The following is a 19,247-nucleotide window of genomic DNA, read 5'->3' as shown; positions in this document are numbered from 1 at the left end:
GTAGTAAAATGAAAAAAGTGATTATTTATTCGCAAGAAACGTGCCCGCCTTGCCATGCGGAAAAACTATGGTTAAAAGAAAATAGGATTGAGTTTGAAGAAAGAGACATTCGTAAAAACGATCAATATATACAAGAACTTATTCAACTCGGTGCTACAGCAACACCCGTAACCATTATCGAAGAGAAGGATAGTGAAGAAGTTATTCTAGGATTTGATCAAGAAAAATTTGCTGAATTATTTGGGATATAATATAAGTATGTCAAAAAGTTTAAAGTTTGAGATCAAGCTTTCATTATAAATAGCATTGGCGAACAGTAACTGTTACGGTTCGCCAGAAATGTTTGTTAAGTTTGTCCCCCAAAAATGACATTATTTTACAGCCCGAAATGTTGTTTTGCCAGCTCTTTTAATTTCAAGTGATCAATGGCCTCTTTGGATAGAATCCCGTCAGCCCAATGTGTAAATGTGGTATCTGTTAAGGTGATATTTCCGTTATGGGTAAGTCGAGTTATTAATGGATGTTTGTTAAATGAAGATTCCGGGTGTTCGGTAATTATTCTTTGGATTTCATTCAAATCCGCTAAATCTTCAATAGGTTTCTTGGAATTAAATGCATAGCCAATTTTCCAATCTGTATCTTTATGCTTTAATTTCATTTCTAAACAATAGTCCCCATATTGATGATTTACTTTTTTAATTCGAAACTCCCCATTATACGAAGAAATGGTCTCACCGGATATTGGAACGGGTTTTAACGGTAAATTCCCACCAAAACCCGTGTCAACTAAATAGGTTTGTCCCTCGTGGTTTATAAGAACCGTGACATGCGTCCTTCCAAGTTGATGATACTCTTCGGCAGCATGATTATAAACAACACCGTCTGTTAAGACTGCATTAAACCCATTTTCTAATAGGTAGAAATAGAAAAGTGGATTTAATTCGAAACAAAGGCCGCCTTCATTTCTTTCCACTATTTTGTTCATTAAGTTTCCCTTTGTAATCTTATGAGTTTTGTTTTCAATGATAGATAAATTTTCAAACGGTATGTTTTGTGCTGTTTTTTCAAGAACCTCAGCTAAATTTTCAAAGGTAATTGTTTCGTTATTCTTAATGCCTATTCTTTTATGAAATAAAGACGTCAGTTTTTGCATTTCTACCCTCCAAGCCCTTTTATTGCTTAATTTTCTGAAATTCCCTTTAAGCAAATATAATAATTAATTAACGTCGAAACCTATGAAAAATTCCTAGAAATTTATGGTAGGCAAATGAGTAAAAGCCTGGATAATGAATTTTATCATTAGTACAAGATTCAGGACGGAGTAGAGTCTGCCATAAATAAAAAAGGTAAAAAAAAATAACTACAAATTGTTTTACAATTTGAGTCATTTTTTTATTTTTTTAGGCCATTATCTTTCCTTTTTATAAAAACGCTCCCCTGTTAGGGGGTTATAGTACACTCTTGTTTTCTCATTGGTCACTGGGTCAATGTTTATTTCATCTGTTTTTTCAAATCCGGCGGGCACTTTTTCACCCTGTCGACCTTTGAAACGTTTGTCATAAATAAGCACACCTAATAAAATAAAAACAATAACAGCGATGATTTGCAAACCGTAATAGGTGATAATTATCCAAAGTCCGTTCATTACATTTTCTCGACTACGACTGCCGTTCCATATGCAAAGATTTCACTCATATTTTTTCCAGCTTCCCCTGAGTCGAAACGAGTCATAACTACTGCATTGGCACCCATCGCATTTGCATTCTTGATCATCCGGTCCATGGCTTCTTTCCTCGAATCCTCTAGCATCACGGTATATTGTTTAATTTCCCCGCCTACCAAACCTTTTAAGCTCGCCATAATATCTGCACCCAAGCCGCGGCTTCTAACAATTAAACCAAAAACAGGTCCTTTTACTTCGACCACCCTGTAGCCTTGGATATTTTCTGTTGTAACAACTAGCATACAAACACCCCCATCAAACATTCGTAAAATATAATAGCCTTTACTTCGTAAATGCGCACCCATTATTCCTTATTATACCATTTAAAAAGTGTTAGGCACCATTCAATTATATTTTCCCATTACTTGATCCGGATCGACTAAATTGGCAAACGTCCAACCTGTCAAGAACCGTTCCCATGAGCTTCCATGCCCATATGGCTAACTATTTAGTAACGCTAACTTGTTCAAAAGGCCATGAAGGCAATTGTTTACGAAGAGTCTTATCTTCCCTGTAACCTAAAGCGTACTCACCTTGCATAATCGTATGGATTTCCCTAGTACCTTCATAGATCACTGGAGCTTTGGAATTCCGCAAAAAGCGCTCTACTGGATATTCATCGGAATAACCATAAGCCCCATGGATTTGAACGGCATCATTTGCAGCATCAAAAGCAGCATTACATGAAATCCACTTAGCAAGAGACGTCTCCTTTGTATTTCGTTTACCCTCATTCTTTAACCACCCAGCTTTAAAAACCAGCAGTCTGGAAATCTCAAGATTTGCGCTCATCTTTGCAATCATTTGCTGTACAAGCTGGTGCTTTCCAATCTCTTTTCCAAATGCTTTCCGTTCATGGCAATACTTAAGGCTAGCTTCAAGACTTGCTTCTATTAAACCTACTGCTCCTGCAGCCACTGTAAATCGGCCGTTATCTAGTGCAGACATGGCAATTTTAAACCCTTCCCCTTCTTCACCTAATCTGTTCACAACAGGAACTTTTACATCTGTTAAAAATACTTCTCCAGTATTTCCAGCACGAATACCCAACTTACCCCTGATCGCCTTCGTTTCTACCCCTTCAAAACTACGTTCTACAATAAATGCAGTCATTCCTTTATGCCCTAAATCATGATCTGTCTTGGCAAAAATCAAGAAATGATCGGCAACATCACAAAGAGAAATCCAAGTTTTAGACCCATTCAAAATATAGTAATCACCATGCCTAGTAGCTGTTGTATTCATCGCTGCAACGTCAGATCCTGCATTCGGTTCTGTCAATCCGAAAGCACCAATTTTACGACCTTGTGCTTGGGGGACTAAATACTTTTGTTTTTGTCCCTCTGCTCCCCATTGCATGAGCGTCATGCAATTTAGTCCCGTATGAACAGAAACGGCTGTACGATAGGCAGTATCTCCTCGTTCCAATTCCTCACATACAATCGCCAGTGTATTATAATCCATGCCAGCTCCGCCATACTCTTCAGGGATACAGACACCCATTACTTGCAAATCCGCCAATTTTTTCAAAATAGACGGTTCAAAATGACCTTGGCGATCCCACTCCTGAATATTTGGAATGATTTCCTTATCAACAAATTTTCTAACCATTTCCTTTATACTTTGCTGCTCATTTGTTAATTCAAAGTTCATCATATATATTTCCTCCCTAAATAATTTTATTTTGTTTTAATCTCGATATTTCTTCTGAATTGTATCCAATGCTCTCTAATAGTGATTTAGTGTGTTCGCCAACCAATGGAGGATGACGCCTCATAGTTACCGGTGTTGCCGATAACTTCAACGGTGAGCCAGTTAATTGAAGATGATCAATTAATGGATGTTCCATTTCGACAATCATCTCTCTAGCCTTTATCTGTGGATCTTCAAACATTTCAGCTATGGTGTTGATTGGGCTATTTGGAACCCCAGCTGCATCTAATCGTTCTTTCCACTCTTTTTTCGGCTTTTTTGAAAGCAGTTCTTCACAAATGGCAATCAGTTTATCGTTATTCTTTAATCGTTGTTCATTATGAATAAATTCTTCCATTTCCGCTAATTCAGGTCTACCAAGGACAGCAGCAAATCGCTTAAACTGCTCATCGTTTCCTACAGCAATGACAAGATCACCGTCCTTTGTCTTAAACACTTGATAGGGTGAAATATTTGGATGCCGATTGCCCAGTCGTTTTGGAATCACTCCGCTGCATAAATAATTACTTGCCACATTAATTAATGAAGAAATCTGGCAATCCATCAGTGAAATATCAATTTCCTGCCCTTCCCCGGTCTGGTTCCGATGCTGTAAAGCCCCTAATATCCCGATGCAGGTATATAGTCCTGTTAACACATCAGCGATCGCCACACCAACTTTTACCGGACTCCCTTCAGGTTCGCCAGTGATGCTCATCAGCCCACTCATTGCTTGAATGATATAATCATAGCCTGGCAAATCCTTATAGGGACCCGTTGACCCAAAACCTGTAATGGAAGCCAAAATCAGTCCAGGGTTTATTGCTTTTAACTGCGAATAGCCTAATCCCATTTTTTCAAGTGTTCCAGATTTAAAGTTTTGAATCACGACATCGCTAGTAAAAGCCAGTTTGGAAAAGATCTTTTTCCCTTCTACTGATTTAAGATTAAGTGTCATACTTTGTTTATTCCGATTGGCACATAAATAATACGCACTTTCTCCATTGACAAAAGGCGGCCCCCAGCCCCTCGTTTCGTCACCTGATGCATAGTGTTCAATTTTGATCACTTCTGCTCCCAGGTCACCGAGAATCATAGAACAAAATGGTCCTGCCAGTACCCGAGAAACATCCAAAATTCGGATTCCATCAAGTGCCCCTTTCACAAAATCACCTCTTTCCGACTACTTATAAAACAAAAAGGAGCCAGTAAAACAAACAATGAAAAATTCCATTGATTGCTTTACTGACTCCTACTCATAGCTCGTCTTCCGGCGAAGGAAGATCAAGTGAATATAGTCAATTTAATATCATCATTTTTATTACGATCCATCTGGTCATGCAGCAAGGTTTTTGCTGTCACCCAGTTGTCATTCTAACTATATACCAATAATTTGAATTTTTCAACAATTACTTTTCTGTAGATTTTATTTGCTGATAATGGAGATCTAGATCTTTTAACGCCGCCACCAATGCATTGGCAGCCTTACCTCGATAATACATTTGAAGTGCAGCAATTGCGTCATCGATTCCGTCGTTTAAACTCATCCCCCTTAACACTTGGCCAACAAATCGACGGGCATGTTCAGTAGCCAATGTACAGGAGGCCTCGAGAATGACTCCATATTTTCTATCGATTTCTGCTGTAATCGTCAATGTTTCAAATACACTTTTCGCTGCCATCCCTTGGGGTAACTTTGCATGCCCGGCTATAAACAGAGTCTTTCCATTCATCATTTAAATCCACCTCGCTTTTAAAAAAATGATTTACATTTATTACATGATCTACATTGACTCTATTAATTTGGTTTCTGAAGGAATACGCCTAACTACCAATTTTCCAAAGATGATTTATGGTGGAAAACTTTAAGTCTTTTTAATGTATTCTCCAATTAATTCAATAATCCTGTTGTGTTCTTTCAAGAAAGATAAAAGAGTCAGAACAATTTGTATCTTTTTTCATGTAGAACCGTGTCAAGAAATAAATCCACCTTTTAAAATAAAGTGCCAGGCACCGGTTCAAATGGTGTCTGGCACTTTATTATTTCATGTCGTATCAAAATGGACGGATGCAGCTCTATTTAATAATAATTCCGATGGGGCACTCGCATATAAATACAACCTATGCATCGGTCTGGTCATGGCTACATACAATAATTTGATGTCTAACTCTTCTTCTCTGTACGATTCTTCCATGGTAAGAATCAGTACGGCATCAAATTCCAATCCTTTTGAAAGGTAGGAAGGTAAGATCACAACGCATCCCTTTTTCATATCTTCTTTTTCTTCTAATAGCTGAATTGGAAGATTGCTATTCTCCAGCATTTTATGTATTCGTAAGCACTCTTTGTCTGTCCTTCCAATAATCGCCATCGAGTTAAGTTCTTCCTCTTTGAGTAAATCAATATCATGTTCAAGTATCTTTTTTACCTGTTCCAAATTGCCAGGGTCAATTTTCGTAAAACATGGTTTGTCCCCATGTCGAATGACTGGTTCTACTTTTGGTAAGTCTTTATCCATGATAGAAAGAATGTCATTGGCTAAATGCATAATTTCGACTGTCGTTCGATAACTCTTTTGTAAAGCTTGATAATTAGCATTTGGGAAAATGTCGTTTACTAATGGTTCCCAGCTGTTTAACCCTCGATAGGAATGAATCCCTTGGGCTAAATCTCCCACGATCGTAAACAATTCTGTTTCAAAACCTTCTTTTAGTGCGGCAAATTGGAAATAGCTATAGTCCTGTGCCTCATCAATGAAAACACTTTTCATTTTATATGGTTCTTCAATACCTTCTAATTTTGATTTCATGTAAAATATTGGAGCTAAATCCTCAAGCTCTAGCGCCTTTTTAGCAAAAATCCTTTGACAATAGTTACTTAACCTCTTGCATTCTAACTCGGAAAGCGTACGAGAATATTTTTGTAACAGTTCAGGGGATGTCATCAATTCCTTATATAAGGTAAAAATATCTTTTTTAACAAAAGGTGCCATATAATTTTTTATCGCTACCTTCGATTCTTGTTCCACCATACTTATTCTTTTTTCTTTCGAATCCATGAAGCTGACTACTTTTTCCGTTCTTTTTTCTGAATCCAGCCTGCTGCTAAAAAGGGCCTTTTCTAATGCATCGTCATATTTGCTATTAATTTTTGAAAGAATCATCGATTTTTTTATTCTTAGATCATTTGCTAATAGATTTTTAATTTTATCCAATCTCTTATAGATAGGTAAGTATTGAAATTCATTGATAAATAGTTTTTTGAGTTTCCCCCCTCTCATTAGTCGTGATTTTTCAATCATAAAATCCTCGGAAGGTGCCAAATTAAACTCAATTTCTTTTAAATAGTGGTCAATTAACTCCTTAAAATCCAGCGATCCTTTATAACTAGACACCCATTGAATCCTTTTTGATTTTTCGTTTCCGTTAATGAGCGCCATTAATTTTGAATTTGGAGATATTAATGTTAATTTCTTTCCTAAACAATTTCTCATAAACTCTATATAGGTGGTTTGTTTAATTTTGTTTACCCCTAGATCAGGCAGAACGGCGGAAATATAATCGATAAACAATCTATTTGGTGCAAGAATCATTAATTTTTCTGGAGGAAATCGATATCCAGAAGAGTAGAGAAAGTAGGAAATTCGATGGAGAGCAATGGTTGTTTTTCCACTTCCAGCCGCTCCTTGAACGATAATGGGGTGTTTAAGTGAAGCTCGAATTACTTCATTTTGCTCATTTTGGATGGTAGCGACAATTTCTGTTAATCGATTATCCGCTTTTCCTGATAAGGATTTCTGCAATAGTTCATCATGTGTGGTTAAATCGATATCCCTAATCTCTTTTAATAGTCCATTTTCGATTTCATACTGCCGCTTTAAAGATAAATACCCACTTTGCGTTTCTCCATAGGCGTCATACGTAACATTTCCTAACCGGCCATCATAGTAAACATTTGCAATCGGTGATCGCCAATCGACAATAATCGGAATCTGATTCACACGGTCAAACAGTGAGGCTTTCCCAATATATAAAATCTCTTCTTTGGTGTCACCACTGCTTGTAAAATTGATTCTCGAGAAATACGGTTTCCCGATGACGCTTGCTAACCGTTCCAATTCACTTTCGGCCAATTCTAAATATTGAGCATTCGTTAAAAGGTTCATGTAGCTTAAACTACTGTCTGACGTATCCAGTTCAGCAAAGGCTTCTTTCAAATTCTCGACAAACTGTTCTTTATTTCCCTTCGCTATTTTCAGAACGCTTTTAATATATTCCTTAGTAAACTCTAGGCGCTCAACTTCTGTTTGATAATCTTTATGATTACGAACTGATATTTGTTTTTTCGAGCTCATTTTCTTATCCGTCACCTCTCAATATGAGTTTTACAACGGGAACTGGCACAAAAAGAAACATCTACAATTTTTTTGTAGATGCTTTTCTTTACAATGGAGCTATATTTTACCATTTAACAAGTGTTAAATCAACATACTTTTATTTAGTTGTTTTACCCTTTGTAATAGAGTAAAGCTATTAAGAAAATAATCAATCCTATTAAGAAAATAGGACCAAGACCTGTACTGTATACAAAGTAAATTCTAATATGAAGAATCGCATGAATAATAAGAATGACCAGTAAGCAAAAAAGCAACAAAATAGTTAACTGTACATTTTTATTTCGATTTCGATTCAAAGAATTGGCTCCCTTCTAGAAGCTCTATAGGGACACTTAATGGACTAACCTACTCTTGTTTTTTTATATAAATATTTTACGGTTGCTTGAATTATTCCTTCCTCTAAAAAAAACCGACCTCTGATTCATTCAGAAAGGTCGGTTTTTTAAGGAATTTATTTTATTTTGTTTGAGAAATTTGGTTAACTATTTGGGTTAATGCCTCGTTAATTGGCGTAATTGGACGACCGAGAACCTTTTCAAAATCATTACTTTCAACTGCTAATGAACCATTTCGAATACTCTCTTGAATTCCAACAACAATCGGAATGACAAAATCCGGTAAACCTAGACCTTTCATGATTTCTGCATAAGTCTCATCAGTGACTTGTTGTACAGGTATTTCTTTACCCAATACAACTCCAAGAGCAGATGCTAATTCTTCTTGAGTTAATAGAGGAGCAGAAAGTTCATAAACTTTATTTTCGTGACCGTTTCCGACAAGCACGGCTGCTGCTGCATCTGCATAATCTTGTTGTAGTGCCCAGCCTACTTTGCCTGTTCCAGCTGAAGTTACCCATGGAGCACCTGCCATCGCCCCTTGAATGCTGCCAATTTCGTTTTCCAAATACCAATTGTTACGCAAGAAAGTATATGGTATCCCTGTTTTAATAATTGCTGCTTCTGTCGCAACATGAGGCGGTGCCATTATATTTGTGCTTTCTGTTGCATTAGCCAAACTTGTATAAGCGATATATTTCACTCCAGCCCGTTCAGCTGCTGCGACTGCATCTGTATGCTGACGAATTCTTGTTTCATTGTCACCATCCGCAGAAATAATTAATAAACGATCAATCCCTGCAAAAGCAGTATCTAATGTTTCCGGAAGGTCAAAATCTCCTTGGCGAACTTCTACTCCACGAGCTCGTAATCCTTCTGCTTTCTCTGGATCGCGTACACTGACAGCCAATTGATTTGCTGGTATAGTTTTTAATAAGGTATCCACTACTTTTGATCCTAATTTTCCTGTTGCACCTGTAACTAATATTTTCATTTGATATTCCTCCAATTGTTTTATTGTTAAAATTATTTTTATTATTGCCTCTAACTTGTAATCGATTTGATTACTTGTAATCATTTTAATAACATGTTGATCTTTTGTCAACGTAAAAAACCATTTATATATTTTCCTCGTAATTTTGGTATAATACACTTGTAATCAAATTGATTACATTATAATAATATGGAGATATTAAAGTGTATAGACAATAGAGAAGGTGAGCAAAGATGTCGGTTAGCAGCCGTTTTGCAGTTGGAATTCATATATTAACACTTCTTGAGGTTAATAAAGGCGGGGTAAACTCATCAGAGTTTATTGCGGGAAGTGTCAATACAAATCCAGCCGTGATAAGAAAAATAATGGGCATGTTAAAAAAAGCAGGATTAGTAAATGTACGACCTGGTATTGCTGGGGCTGAACTAGCAAAGGATCTATCTACTATTACCTTGTTGGATGTTTATAAAGCAGTTAATGTTGTCCAGGAGAAAGAATTGTTTAGCATACATGAAAATCCCAATCCTAATTGTCCCGTAGGAAGAAATATTCAAAATACAATTGGTCCACTGTTTTCAATTGCCGAGACGGCATTGGAGAAAGCTCTCGGAAATGTAACCATTGAGGATGTAGTCAGGGATATTACTAAAAAAGAGAAATTTAATAGAATGTAAAAATACAATAGAGAAAGCCGAGGATACCGTACTCCTCGGCTCTCAATTTGCATAAAACTGATTTTTAACTAGAGGTAATAGTTTTCAGATTTAACCTAGATGAAAACCCTTAGTGGTAAGGTAGTATGACCGGCAAGATGCTCTTACTTTTTATAGCTGAGCCCAAAGCCGAAGGTGTAGTCGTCACCCGCTGCATTTGTGTAAGTATAGTCAAACTTTTCGGCATAGCCTGGGACATCAGACGCGTTCATTTCTACAGCCTCTTGATTGGCTGGGATCGTGATAGGCAGCTTACCTGTTGGGTTAAAGCGTCCGCGAAGGACATCGAGTAGTGCTTCGGCCTTGACGCTGTAGGTAGCCACGACTGACGCAGCGGCAGGCTCTACCTCATCGATAACCCATGGATTGGTCATGTTAATCACCAGGGTAGTTGGGACTTTTTCTTCGATTTGTTTAACTTTTGCAACGTCAATTCCGGTGTTCGTGCCTAATTTAATGTCTACAGTAGAGTTGTCAGGCAACTCGTATGGACTTGGACGCAGCCAAACTACAGCGGCACTCGCTTCACTTAGCTCGTTTACGATGGTTACTGATGGGTCTTCCTTCGCAATCATCTTCTTCAATGCGTCTGTGCGACTGGCACTGTTGGAACCGCTAAACACTTCTACGTATAGCTTTGTATCTGCGATTTTTTCATCAGTCAGCGGCAGCATTCCTTGATTGTTGCGTAGAAGCGTTACGGACTTAAGATGCGCTTCGTCTGCTCTGGCCTGTGATTTTTCTGAGCTGGCAATGGCCTGAGCTTCTGTCGGATCCGTATATGGGTCCTCGAAAAGTCCGAGGTTGAATATTTCAGTAAGCAGCTGGGACACGGAAGGATCAAGGTCTTTCTCTTTAATTAAGCCTTTATTTACAGCAGAGATAAGGCCGCTTGGGTCGTTGTTGTCAGAGAAAATGTTAGTTCCTGCATCGATTGCCTTGGCAAACTTCTGCTCGATTGTTAGGTCATGCTCACCCCAGTCGCGGTTGGTCAGCACGCCGCTGTCGCTGTTGACGTATCCTTTAAAGCCCATCCGGTCACGGAGCAGGTCAGTGAGGAGGGTCTTGTTGTAAGCACCGGCTACCTCTTCGAACTGCTGTGTCTCCGATTGCCAAAGCTCACGTGGAAGCTGTGCAGCGCTGCCCTCATTTTTAGGGACATTGTAGTAGGACATGACCGAGCTCACTCCAGCATCAATGGCAGCTTGAAACGGCGGCAGCTGGTATTTGTAAAGGCTGCCAGGCGTTGGATAGGTCGCAAACTGACCGGCCTCATTGTGCGGATCGAGGCCTCGGACGACCGCTCCGTCACCAGGGAAATGCTTAACGGTCTGGGCGACAGACTTGCTGCTAAGCTCCTCACCTTGGAAACCAAGGACGAGTTCTTTGGCAATTTTTGCATTCAACGTTGGGTCTTCCCCGAAGGTACCGGAGATTCGGCGCCAGCGCGGTTCAGTTGCGGTTTCAATCTGGTAGCCGTAGTCCTTCTGGATGCCGGCTGCGCGCCACTCGTCGCGGGCAATCTCGGCGAAGTCGCGAATGAGGCTGAGGTTACGCGTTGCCGCAAGACCCAGGGTTCCAGGCCAGGTGGAGAATTGACCGGAAGCCTCGCTGATGCCGAACTCGTTCTGTTCATTTATGTTATTCCTCGGGTTAGAGGTGAAAACGATCGGGATACCCAGCGGTGAGGCCTCGGCAATCTCCTGATATTGGTTTGCTCGCTCAGCTAGTGCTTTAGCTGAAGGATTATCTCGGATGATAAGGTAGCGAATGTGGCGGTTATTGATGTAATCGTTGATGGCAGTAGTGCTAAGTGATGTGATTTGCATGATGCCTGCTTTCTCCTCCATGCTCATTCGCGGCAGGAGATCGGCTACACGCTTTTCGGTGGACAAGCGCCAGTCTTCGTAAGGATCAAGCTTGCCATTAGCATTGAGATCTTTGAATAGACGTTGACCAATCTTAATAGTGGGCTTAACATGAGCTTCAACCGATGGCGCCTTTTTCCCACCAGCATTTGAGTGGTCCGGTGGTGAGGCAAATGCCCCGCCGGCAAGTGTGGCAGCAGCCACACTTGTGATAAGAGAAGACATAACCATTTTTCTTAACCGTTTCGATTTTTTTGCCAATTTTGCTACCCCCTTGAAATTTGTTGAAAGTGAATCATAAAAGTGTTTGCAAAAAAATATTTATATTTCCCTCCCTTGCGCCCAAAAACTTGACGTTCATTATTTGTAACCGGATACAAAATGGAACAATTAAATTATACGAAAATTAAGACAATTAACCGTTGTATTAATTTTAGGTTTTTTTGTGATATTTTTATTTTTTATCTTCATAGTTAAATTCCGGTGGCACACCCCGCATTTTCTTGTTTCACTCTCTTTGTTCCACATGACCACTTATTAATGGATTAGTAGGAGATTAAATTATTTAGGATAAGATAGTCATCCTTTTTTTTAAAAAGTAAAATGAATGAGTTTTATTAAAATTAGCACCATCCCAGTGTTGGATGGTGCTAATTACGAGCTATGTGAAACGGTTTATAACGACCTTCTATGCTTATAAAACACTGTAACGGGCTTTATGAAATGGTTTTCTTCCCAATGTTCACTTGCATCATTGCTAAAAAACCTAGTAAGCCATTTCTTTTCCTCATCCGATAAGGAATAAAAAGGACTTGGTCAGGAACAAGAAATTATTACTATTTCGTGATCATCAAAAAAAGTGTCAGGCACCATCCAATTATCTGGTTGGTGCCTGACACTCATTTATTCGTTACCTGGTATTCATTTTAAACAATTTATTCAGAAAGTCTAGTCTCTGCTTCGCATTCTCTTTGATTATGATATCTACACCCGTATCAACGACTTTTTCAACATTTTCTCCTCTTGTTACTTTCAATGCTGTTTCAACGCTTAAATATCCCATATCATAAGGATTTTGTGCTACTGTACTAGATATCGTTCCATCCTTGATTAACTTCAGCATATCAGGAATTCCGTCTGCTCCGATGACTGGTATCGTAACACCTTGTTCCTCCAATACCTTAATTACAAGTAAAGCAGAAATGTCATTTGTGGCAAAGACTCCCTTAATATCCGGATGATCACGCAATATCTTTGTCATTTCTTTTTTTACTGTTTTGGGATCATCCGATATCCCTACTTTTTCAGCCGCCAAGATGATCCCCGCATCTTTTAAAGCCATTTTAGCGCCATTCATCCGTTCTCTAAATACTGAAATGGAAAAATCGCCACCGATAATGGCCACTTTATTTCCAGGTTGAAGCTGCGAGGCTAAAAGTGAGCCTGCTTTTTTTCCTAAATCCACGTTATCGGTACCGATATAAGAAGTTTTATTTTCCAATGGAAAATCATTATCTACTAGTAATACAGGAGTTTTTTTGATATCAGTAAACTTTTCCAGTAAAGGAAGAACCGTTGAATCCGTCGGTGCGACAATTAATACATCTGGATTTTCTTGATAGGTCTTCTCTAATAATCTACGTTGTTCTTCAGCAGATTCATTACGTGGTGCGATAACTTTCCCATCGATGCCAAAATCTCTGAACCCTTTTTCAGCGCCTGCTTTAATAATTTTCCAATATTGTATGTCTAAACTTTTTAAAACAATGACCACTTTCGGTCTTTCATCTACAAATGAATTAGAAATAAAAATTAAAATGATGACAGAAATAACCGCTCCTACAAAATAAACTATTTTTCTATTTTTTAACAATACATCCTCCCCTCTCTCTTATTTTAAGAATAGTAACAATCAGTTATTAAGAATGGGATTTAATTGAAAGCGAACCGAGAAAATGGTCCCCTCATCCCCCGTTGTTATATCAATTTCAGCGTGGTGTCGTTTTGCTACACTGTAGCAAATAGCCAAACCTAATCCTGTTCCCGTTTCCTTCGTTGTAAAGAAAGGTGTTCCTAATTTTTGTAGAACGTCCGGGCTGATGCCGTGACCCTGATCTTTTATTTCTAAAATGACGGCTTGGTTTTTTGTATATGTTTTTATCGTAAGTTTTCCATTCGACGACATGGCATCGAGTCCATTAAGGGCGATATTTAAGATTAGCTGACGGATTTCTTTTTGATCGATATAAATATCCGGACACTTATTTAAATCAAGCTTAACTTGTTTATTTGACCGAAAAGCCTCCGCTTGAATTAGTGGAGATAATGCTTCTAGTATCGTATTTAAGTTTTGCTTTTTCTTCACACTGACCTTGTTTTTGGCTAAATTAAGAAATTCAGTAATAATCGCGTTCGCCCTACGTAATTCATCTAACATCAAATCAATAATCTCTGCTGATAAATTAGCGCTGTTATTCCTTGATAATTGTAAAAACCCTTGAACAGTTGTCATCGGATTTCTAATTTCATGGGCAATTCCTGCTGCCATCTCACCGATTAAATTCAACCGATCTAATCGTGACATCTCCTTCTCCAGGTGAACGGTATCGGTAATATCTGTTAAAACAATTAGCGTACATGGTTCTGGATCGATATCAATCATTTCAGTCGATAATAATCCGTCGCGAATATCTCCGTTTTTCGTTTTATAGCTAATTTTCTTATTACGAATTTTCCGATCAAGATTAATAGATTTACCCGTTGATTCATCTACAAAATTATTCAAATTTATTTTTTGTTTTTCCAACTCATCGTGGCTATAACCTGTAAATTTTATCCAACTAGTATTTACTTCAATAAAGGTTAAATTCTTCTGCGAAAAAATCGCCATTAAACAGGGACTAGATTCAAAAATTTTTCGAAATCTTTCTTGGGAACGGTAGAGATGGTTGGCGATTCTTTCTCGTTCCTCTATCTCTTTTTGTAGTTTTTCGTTAGCCCTTATCAGTTCGAGCGTTCGTTCTGCTACTATTTGCTCCATATTATTGAATTGGAGTTTTTTAATTTCCTCTATCTGCTTTCTTTCTGTGACATCACGAATCGTACAAACAAAAAGCTGTTGATTTTCAACTGTGGTTTCACCAATTAGAATGTCCGCATGAAAGTGACTTTCATCTTTCCGAATAGCCACCGATTCTATTACCTTTCCAACAGATTGTTTTATCGAGGAAAAGAAAGCAACCGAAGAATCCTGGACATTTTCTCCCATCGATTTTAGAAAAAGCATCACCACATGTTTACCGATTAATTCCTCAGCCTTGTAACCAAACATCTTTTTAATTGCAGGATTCACCGATAAAATAGAACCTTGATCGTCAAACGTAAGGATCGTGTCGACGATTGTTTCACCAATAACTTTGGATAATGCCTCTGTCCGCCGTAAATTTAACGTTGTTTTATCTAACTTTTTATTCACTTTAAGCAGTTCAACTTTACGTTCTCGATCTGTTTGAATGATATTTTCTTTATGGTTTTGGTGAATTTTAACAAATTGTTCGATTTTCTGCTTCAATGTTTTTGGATCAAAAGGTTTAAAAATATAATCAATGGCCCCTACTGCATACCCTTGATGCACATGTTCCATATCTTGACTAATGGCTGTGATAAAAATGATCGGGATGTGTCTTGTTTTTTCTCTAGCTTTAATCAGCTTTGCCGTTTCAAATCCATTTAGCCCAGGCATCTGTACGTCCAGTAAAATAACAGCAAAATCTTGTTTTAGCATACATTTTAACGCTTCTTTACCTGAATTTGCGCTGACCAAGTGATAATTGGGAGAATTAAGTACAGCTTTCAATGCTAATAGATTTTCGGGATGATCATCCACCATTAAAATATTTACCTTGTTTGAATGGGGACTATTTAACTTTTCGATAGAGTTTTTCTGATGCGTCAAATTCTCCGTAACAGTGTTCATAACTAGTAAACTTTATCCCCTCTCTTTTACCCAACCCAAGAAAACCTGATGGGCTTAGGCTATTATATAATAACGTATGGACGTGATTTTGAAGAACCTTATTAAAATAGATAAAGACATTTCGACATATAATAATATCAAACTCGTTAAATGATTGATCGGTTACTAAATTATGTTGGGCAAACACGATATTTTTTTGCAAAAAGGGATGGAAAAAAACCTTATCATCGACTGCCTTATAATATTCTGAAAAGGCCCTTTTCCCGTCTGCCTCGATATAGTTTTTGGTGTAGAGCTGCATCCTATCTAATGGAAAGCAACCTTGCTTCGCCTTTTCTAGAACACTTTTGTTTATATCGGTGGCAAACATTCTTGTTTTTTCGTAAATCCCTTCTTCATGCAACAGAATAGACATGGAATAGACCTCTTCTCCTGAAGCACAGCCAACATGCCAAATTCGAATTTCAGGATAATCTTTTACTAAAGGGATGATCTTTGTTCGGAATGACTTAAAAAAAGAAGGATCCCGGAACATCTCTGTCACATTAATTGAGAAATCAGAAAGCAACTCACCCATGACTTCTGAATCGCGGAGTACCTTTTCCTGAAGAGCCGAGATACTTGTAAGATTGTCCTTACCAACACGGTGGCTAATTCTCCTTTGGATGAAAGGATAAGCATAGTTTCGAAAATCATAACCATAATAACGAAAAACAGCCTCAAGTAGTAATTCTATTTCAATTCTTTCTATCTCATCTGACTGTAGAATATTATGTTTTTTTGTCAAATTTTCTAGCCCTCCTTACTATACAGCCATACTTGCATTAAGGAAAATAACTGTTCTAAGTTAATCGGCTTACTTATATAATCCGTTGCTCCAGCCTCTAAACATTCTTCTCTACTGCGTTTCATTGCCTTGGCTGTAAGGGCGATGATTGGTACGGCTTGAAATTCTGCTATTTGGCGAATTTGTCGCATGGCTTCAAACCCATCCATCTCAGGCATCATAATGTCCATTAAAATGAGGTCTGTATCTGGGTTGTCCTTTAATACCTCAATCCCTTCACGACCATTTTCTGCTACTATAATATCCATTTCATATTTTTCAAGAGCAATTGTTAAGGCATAAACATTCCGTATATCATCATCTACAATGAGTATTTTCTTGTTTTTCAAAGAAGAAATCCCATATTGATTTATTCGATCTTCTACATCTTTAAGTGGATCATCCTCATAAAGACTTATGGCCACTTCGTCCAAAGCGGTATTTCCCACTATTTTGTTGATCGTTTGATAGTATGGCAAATATAAAGTGAAGATGCTACCTTTCCCTTTCATACTCGTTACCTCAATAAATCCACCTAATAATTGTGCCATTTCTCGACTAATGGAAAGTCCTAATCCAGTGCCGCCATATTGACGACTTGTCGTTCCATCTGCTTGTTTAAAGGCATCAAATATCGTATCTTGTTTGTCTTTATCAATGCCAATTCCCGTATCGATAACGGAGAAAGCAAGCATCGATTTCGCTTGAACTCCCTCAGATAGATTCCTGCTGACGTCTTTAACTTCCTTCCGGACAACTAATGACACACTGCCAGTCTCAGTAAACTTAAAAGCATTGGATAGGAGATTTTTTAAAATTTGCTGTAAACGTTGTTCATCCATATTGAAGGTCCCTGATAAACTTGCATCCATTTTTATAGTAAACTCTACATTTTTTTGAATCGCAATTGGAGAAAATTGACGTTCGATAAAATCTTGCACATCCTGTAGATCTACCTCTGTAGGGTTTACATCTAATTTACCTGACTCCACTTTCGCTAAGTCTAAAACATCGTTTATTAAATGAAGTAAATCATTCCCCGATGAGTAAATCGTCCGAATATACTCCTCCTGTTCAGCGGTAAGATTTCCATCCGCGTTTTCAGCGAGTATTTGCGCTAAAATTAGTAAACTATTTAGTGGTGTTCTTAACTCGTGGGACATATTCGCTAGAAACTCCGATTTATATTGAGAGCTAAGCTCCAGTTGTTGAGCCTTCTCTTCAAGCGCCTCCCTAACCTTTTCGATTTCCTCTTTCTTTTGTTCAGAGGCTATATACTGCTCCTCAAGTTTTTCATTCGTCGTCCTTAACTCCTCTTGTTGTAACTGCAGTTCTTCTGATTGAGCTTGAAGTTCTTCTGTCATGGCTTGTGATTCTTGCAATAATCTTTCTGCTTTCATATGGCTAACAATACTGTTTATTTTGATACCAATATTGTTAGTTACTGCTTCCAATAGCTTAACCTGAAGCGGACTAAAGGACTCAAATGATGCAATTTCAATGACAGCTTGTACATCATTTTCAAATTGAATCGGTAAAATAATAATATTTTTCGGTGAACCTACTCCTAGTCCTGATTTAATTTTTACGTAGTGATCTGGGACATTGGTTAGTAAGATGGATCGTTTTTCAAGTGCGCATTGTCCGATCAGACCTTCTCCAAAACGAAAACGCATATAATCTTTATTATCATTCAAAGAGGCATAGGCAGAAATCTTTTTTAGATACTTCTCTCGCTCTTCCACTTCCTTAACATAAAAAACTCCGTAACTTGCTCCTACCATCGGTACAAGTTTTGTAATTAACAATTCTGCTAACATAGAAACATTTTCAACCTCAGGATAAATGGTAGCAATTTCGGCAATTTTCCTATTCAGCCAGCTTTGCTCTTCTGCTACTTCTTTTAATTGTTTCTCTAGCTTACTTTGTTCCTCTAGTGCATGTGCCATTTTATTAAAGGAAACTGCGATTTCACCCAACTCACCCTTAGTGGAAAGCTCAATTCGGGGCAATGAACTAAAATCACTAGTGGTAGCACTTTTCATAACAGCTGTTATTTTGTTCAGGTTATTTGTCATACCTCTAATAATCCAAAACGTGAAACCAATGCCAATACATAAGGCAATGGCAAGATAAATGTAAATAATGGTGACAGCCATATTGTACGTATCTTTAGACCTTAAAAGTTCATTTTTCATCTTTTGTTCTTGCAATCCATAGAGAAGATCGGCAATTTGAATCATTCTTTGTCTTATAAGTTCAGAATCAGTCCAAAAGACAGCAGGAATTTCCATTTCCCCATTTAGTTTTTTTGCTGTCAAAGCTTGCTGCCCCATATTTTTATATGATTCTTGCAATATTTTAAACTTTGCAATTAGTTCTTTAGATTTCTCTTGCTTGTCCATTTTTTCTAGTGATTCAATCGCCGCTTGCAAATTGGTATGGGAATCTTCCCAAGAATTCGTCGCATTTAAATGGATATCATTTCCACGGTCAGTTAACATCGAAGTTAGCTCTAGACCTATTCTAGAGGTCTCATATTTAATATCGGAAGCCATTTCGATTCTCTCATTTAGATCATTAACAACAACGTTCATATTCACTGTCGATTGTTCGAGCATGTTCATTAAAATGATGGCGATAATAAAAAACAATAGCAGTAATGAACCGATGCTCGTATAGAGCTTTGTTTTAAATTTCATAAGACCTCCATATTTCCTATC

General features: G+C 37.9%; 16 protein-coding genes. 2 read left to right on the top strand and 14 right to left on the bottom strand.

The genetic code is table 11. The features are described from left to right. Positions 1 to 8 precede the first annotated feature (8 nt). The gene (locus J7E77_RS09965; protein ID WP_214713865.1) at positions 9 to 251 is read left to right on the top strand and encodes a glutaredoxin family protein; all 243 of its coding nucleotides are present in this window, start codon (positions 9 to 11) and stop codon (positions 249 to 251) included. A gap of 125 nt (positions 252 to 376) precedes the next feature. Here J7E77_RS09965 and J7E77_RS09960 read toward each other — a convergent pair whose 3' ends face one another. The 9 genes from J7E77_RS09960 to J7E77_RS09920 all read right to left on the bottom strand — a co-directional run bounded on the left by J7E77_RS09960 (position 377) and on the right by J7E77_RS09920 (position 9,141). Further along, positions 377 to 1,153, bottom strand: coding sequence for an arylamine N-acetyltransferase family protein (locus J7E77_RS09960; protein ID WP_214713863.1), 777 nt, complete (start codon positions 1,151 to 1,153; stop codon positions 377 to 379). 255 nt (positions 1,154 to 1,408) lie between these two features. Beyond that, entirely contained in the window at positions 1,409 to 1,645 is a 237-nt protein-coding gene (locus J7E77_RS09955; protein WP_214713861.1) for a hypothetical protein, read from the bottom strand. Further along, the gene (locus tag J7E77_RS09950; RefSeq protein WP_214713859.1) at positions 1,645 to 1,965 is read right to left on the bottom strand and encodes a YbjQ family protein; all 321 of its coding nucleotides are present in this window, start codon (positions 1,963 to 1,965) and stop codon (positions 1,645 to 1,647) included. The genes J7E77_RS09955 and J7E77_RS09950 overlap by 1 nt, the downstream gene beginning before the upstream one ends. A 202-nt stretch (positions 1,966 to 2,167) precedes the next feature. Further along, on the bottom strand, positions 2,168 to 3,376 hold the full coding sequence (locus tag J7E77_RS09945; RefSeq protein WP_214713973.1) for an acyl-CoA dehydrogenase family protein: 1,209 nt from the start codon (positions 3,374 to 3,376) through the stop codon (positions 2,168 to 2,170). Between the two features lie 16 nt (positions 3,377 to 3,392). Beyond that, on the bottom strand, positions 3,393 to 4,580 hold the full coding sequence (locus J7E77_RS09940; protein ID WP_214713857.1) for a CaiB/BaiF CoA transferase family protein: 1,188 nt from the start codon (positions 4,578 to 4,580) through the stop codon (positions 3,393 to 3,395). A 244-nt stretch (positions 4,581 to 4,824) separates the two neighbouring features. Beyond that, the gene (locus J7E77_RS09935) at positions 4,825 to 5,151 is read right to left on the bottom strand and encodes a DUF3870 domain-containing protein (protein ID WP_251028031.1); all 327 of its coding nucleotides are present in this window, start codon (positions 5,149 to 5,151) and stop codon (positions 4,825 to 4,827) included. A gap of 309 nt (positions 5,152 to 5,460) precedes the next feature. Next, the gene (gene helD, locus J7E77_RS09930; RefSeq protein WP_214713855.1) at positions 5,461 to 7,770 is read right to left on the bottom strand and encodes an RNA polymerase recycling motor HelD; all 2,310 of its coding nucleotides are present in this window, start codon (positions 7,768 to 7,770) and stop codon (positions 5,461 to 5,463) included. A gap of 152 nt (positions 7,771 to 7,922) precedes the next feature. Then, positions 7,923 to 8,108 (bottom strand): hypothetical protein, encoded by a 186-nt coding sequence (locus J7E77_RS09925; protein WP_214713853.1) that lies wholly within the window; start codon positions 8,106 to 8,108, stop codon positions 7,923 to 7,925. Between the two features lie 160 nt (positions 8,109 to 8,268). Beyond that, positions 8,269 to 9,141, bottom strand: coding sequence for an SDR family oxidoreductase (locus tag J7E77_RS09920; protein WP_214713850.1), 873 nt, complete (start codon positions 9,139 to 9,141; stop codon positions 8,269 to 8,271). 233 nt (positions 9,142 to 9,374) lie between these two features. On the opposite strand from J7E77_RS09920, the gene J7E77_RS09915 reads away from it, so the two are divergent. After that, the gene (locus J7E77_RS09915; protein WP_214713848.1) at positions 9,375 to 9,815 is read left to right on the top strand and encodes an Rrf2 family transcriptional regulator; all 441 of its coding nucleotides are present in this window, start codon (positions 9,375 to 9,377) and stop codon (positions 9,813 to 9,815) included. A 143-nt stretch (positions 9,816 to 9,958) separates the two neighbouring features. Here the strand turns inward: J7E77_RS09915 and J7E77_RS09910 are convergent, their stop codons facing one another. The 5 genes from J7E77_RS09910 to J7E77_RS09890 all read right to left on the bottom strand — a co-directional run bounded on the left by J7E77_RS09910 (position 9,959) and on the right by J7E77_RS09890 (position 19,226). Next, the gene (locus J7E77_RS09910) at positions 9,959 to 11,983 is read right to left on the bottom strand and encodes a glycoside hydrolase family 3 protein (RefSeq protein WP_214713846.1); all 2,025 of its coding nucleotides are present in this window, start codon (positions 11,981 to 11,983) and stop codon (positions 9,959 to 9,961) included. 649 nt (positions 11,984 to 12,632) lie between these two features. Continuing rightward, a complete protein-coding gene (locus J7E77_RS09905) occupies positions 12,633 to 13,595 on the bottom strand; it encodes a sugar ABC transporter substrate-binding protein (protein WP_214713845.1) in 963 nt (320 codons plus the stop codon). Positions 13,596 to 13,634: 39 nt separating this feature from the next. After that, positions 13,635 to 15,611 carry a PAS domain S-box protein gene (locus J7E77_RS09900; RefSeq protein ID WP_251028030.1) on the bottom strand — a complete coding sequence of 659 codons (1,977 nt, stop codon included), beginning with the start codon at positions 15,609 to 15,611 and terminating at the stop codon, positions 13,635 to 13,637. A 28-nt stretch (positions 15,612 to 15,639) separates the two neighbouring features. Next, the gene (locus tag J7E77_RS09895; protein ID WP_251026608.1) at positions 15,640 to 16,485 is read right to left on the bottom strand and encodes a CheR family methyltransferase; all 846 of its coding nucleotides are present in this window, start codon (positions 16,483 to 16,485) and stop codon (positions 15,640 to 15,642) included. Between the two features lie 5 nt (positions 16,486 to 16,490). Next, on the bottom strand, positions 16,491 to 19,226 hold the full coding sequence (locus J7E77_RS09890; RefSeq protein ID WP_214713841.1) for a hybrid sensor histidine kinase/response regulator: 2,736 nt from the start codon (positions 19,224 to 19,226) through the stop codon (positions 16,491 to 16,493). Positions 19,227 to 19,247 lie beyond the last annotated feature (21 nt).

This window comes from Bacillus sp. ISL-77, from assembly GCF_018613105.1.
The sequence above is the reverse complement of the archived record's forward strand: the minus strand, read 5'-3'. Positions and strand labels throughout refer to the sequence as shown.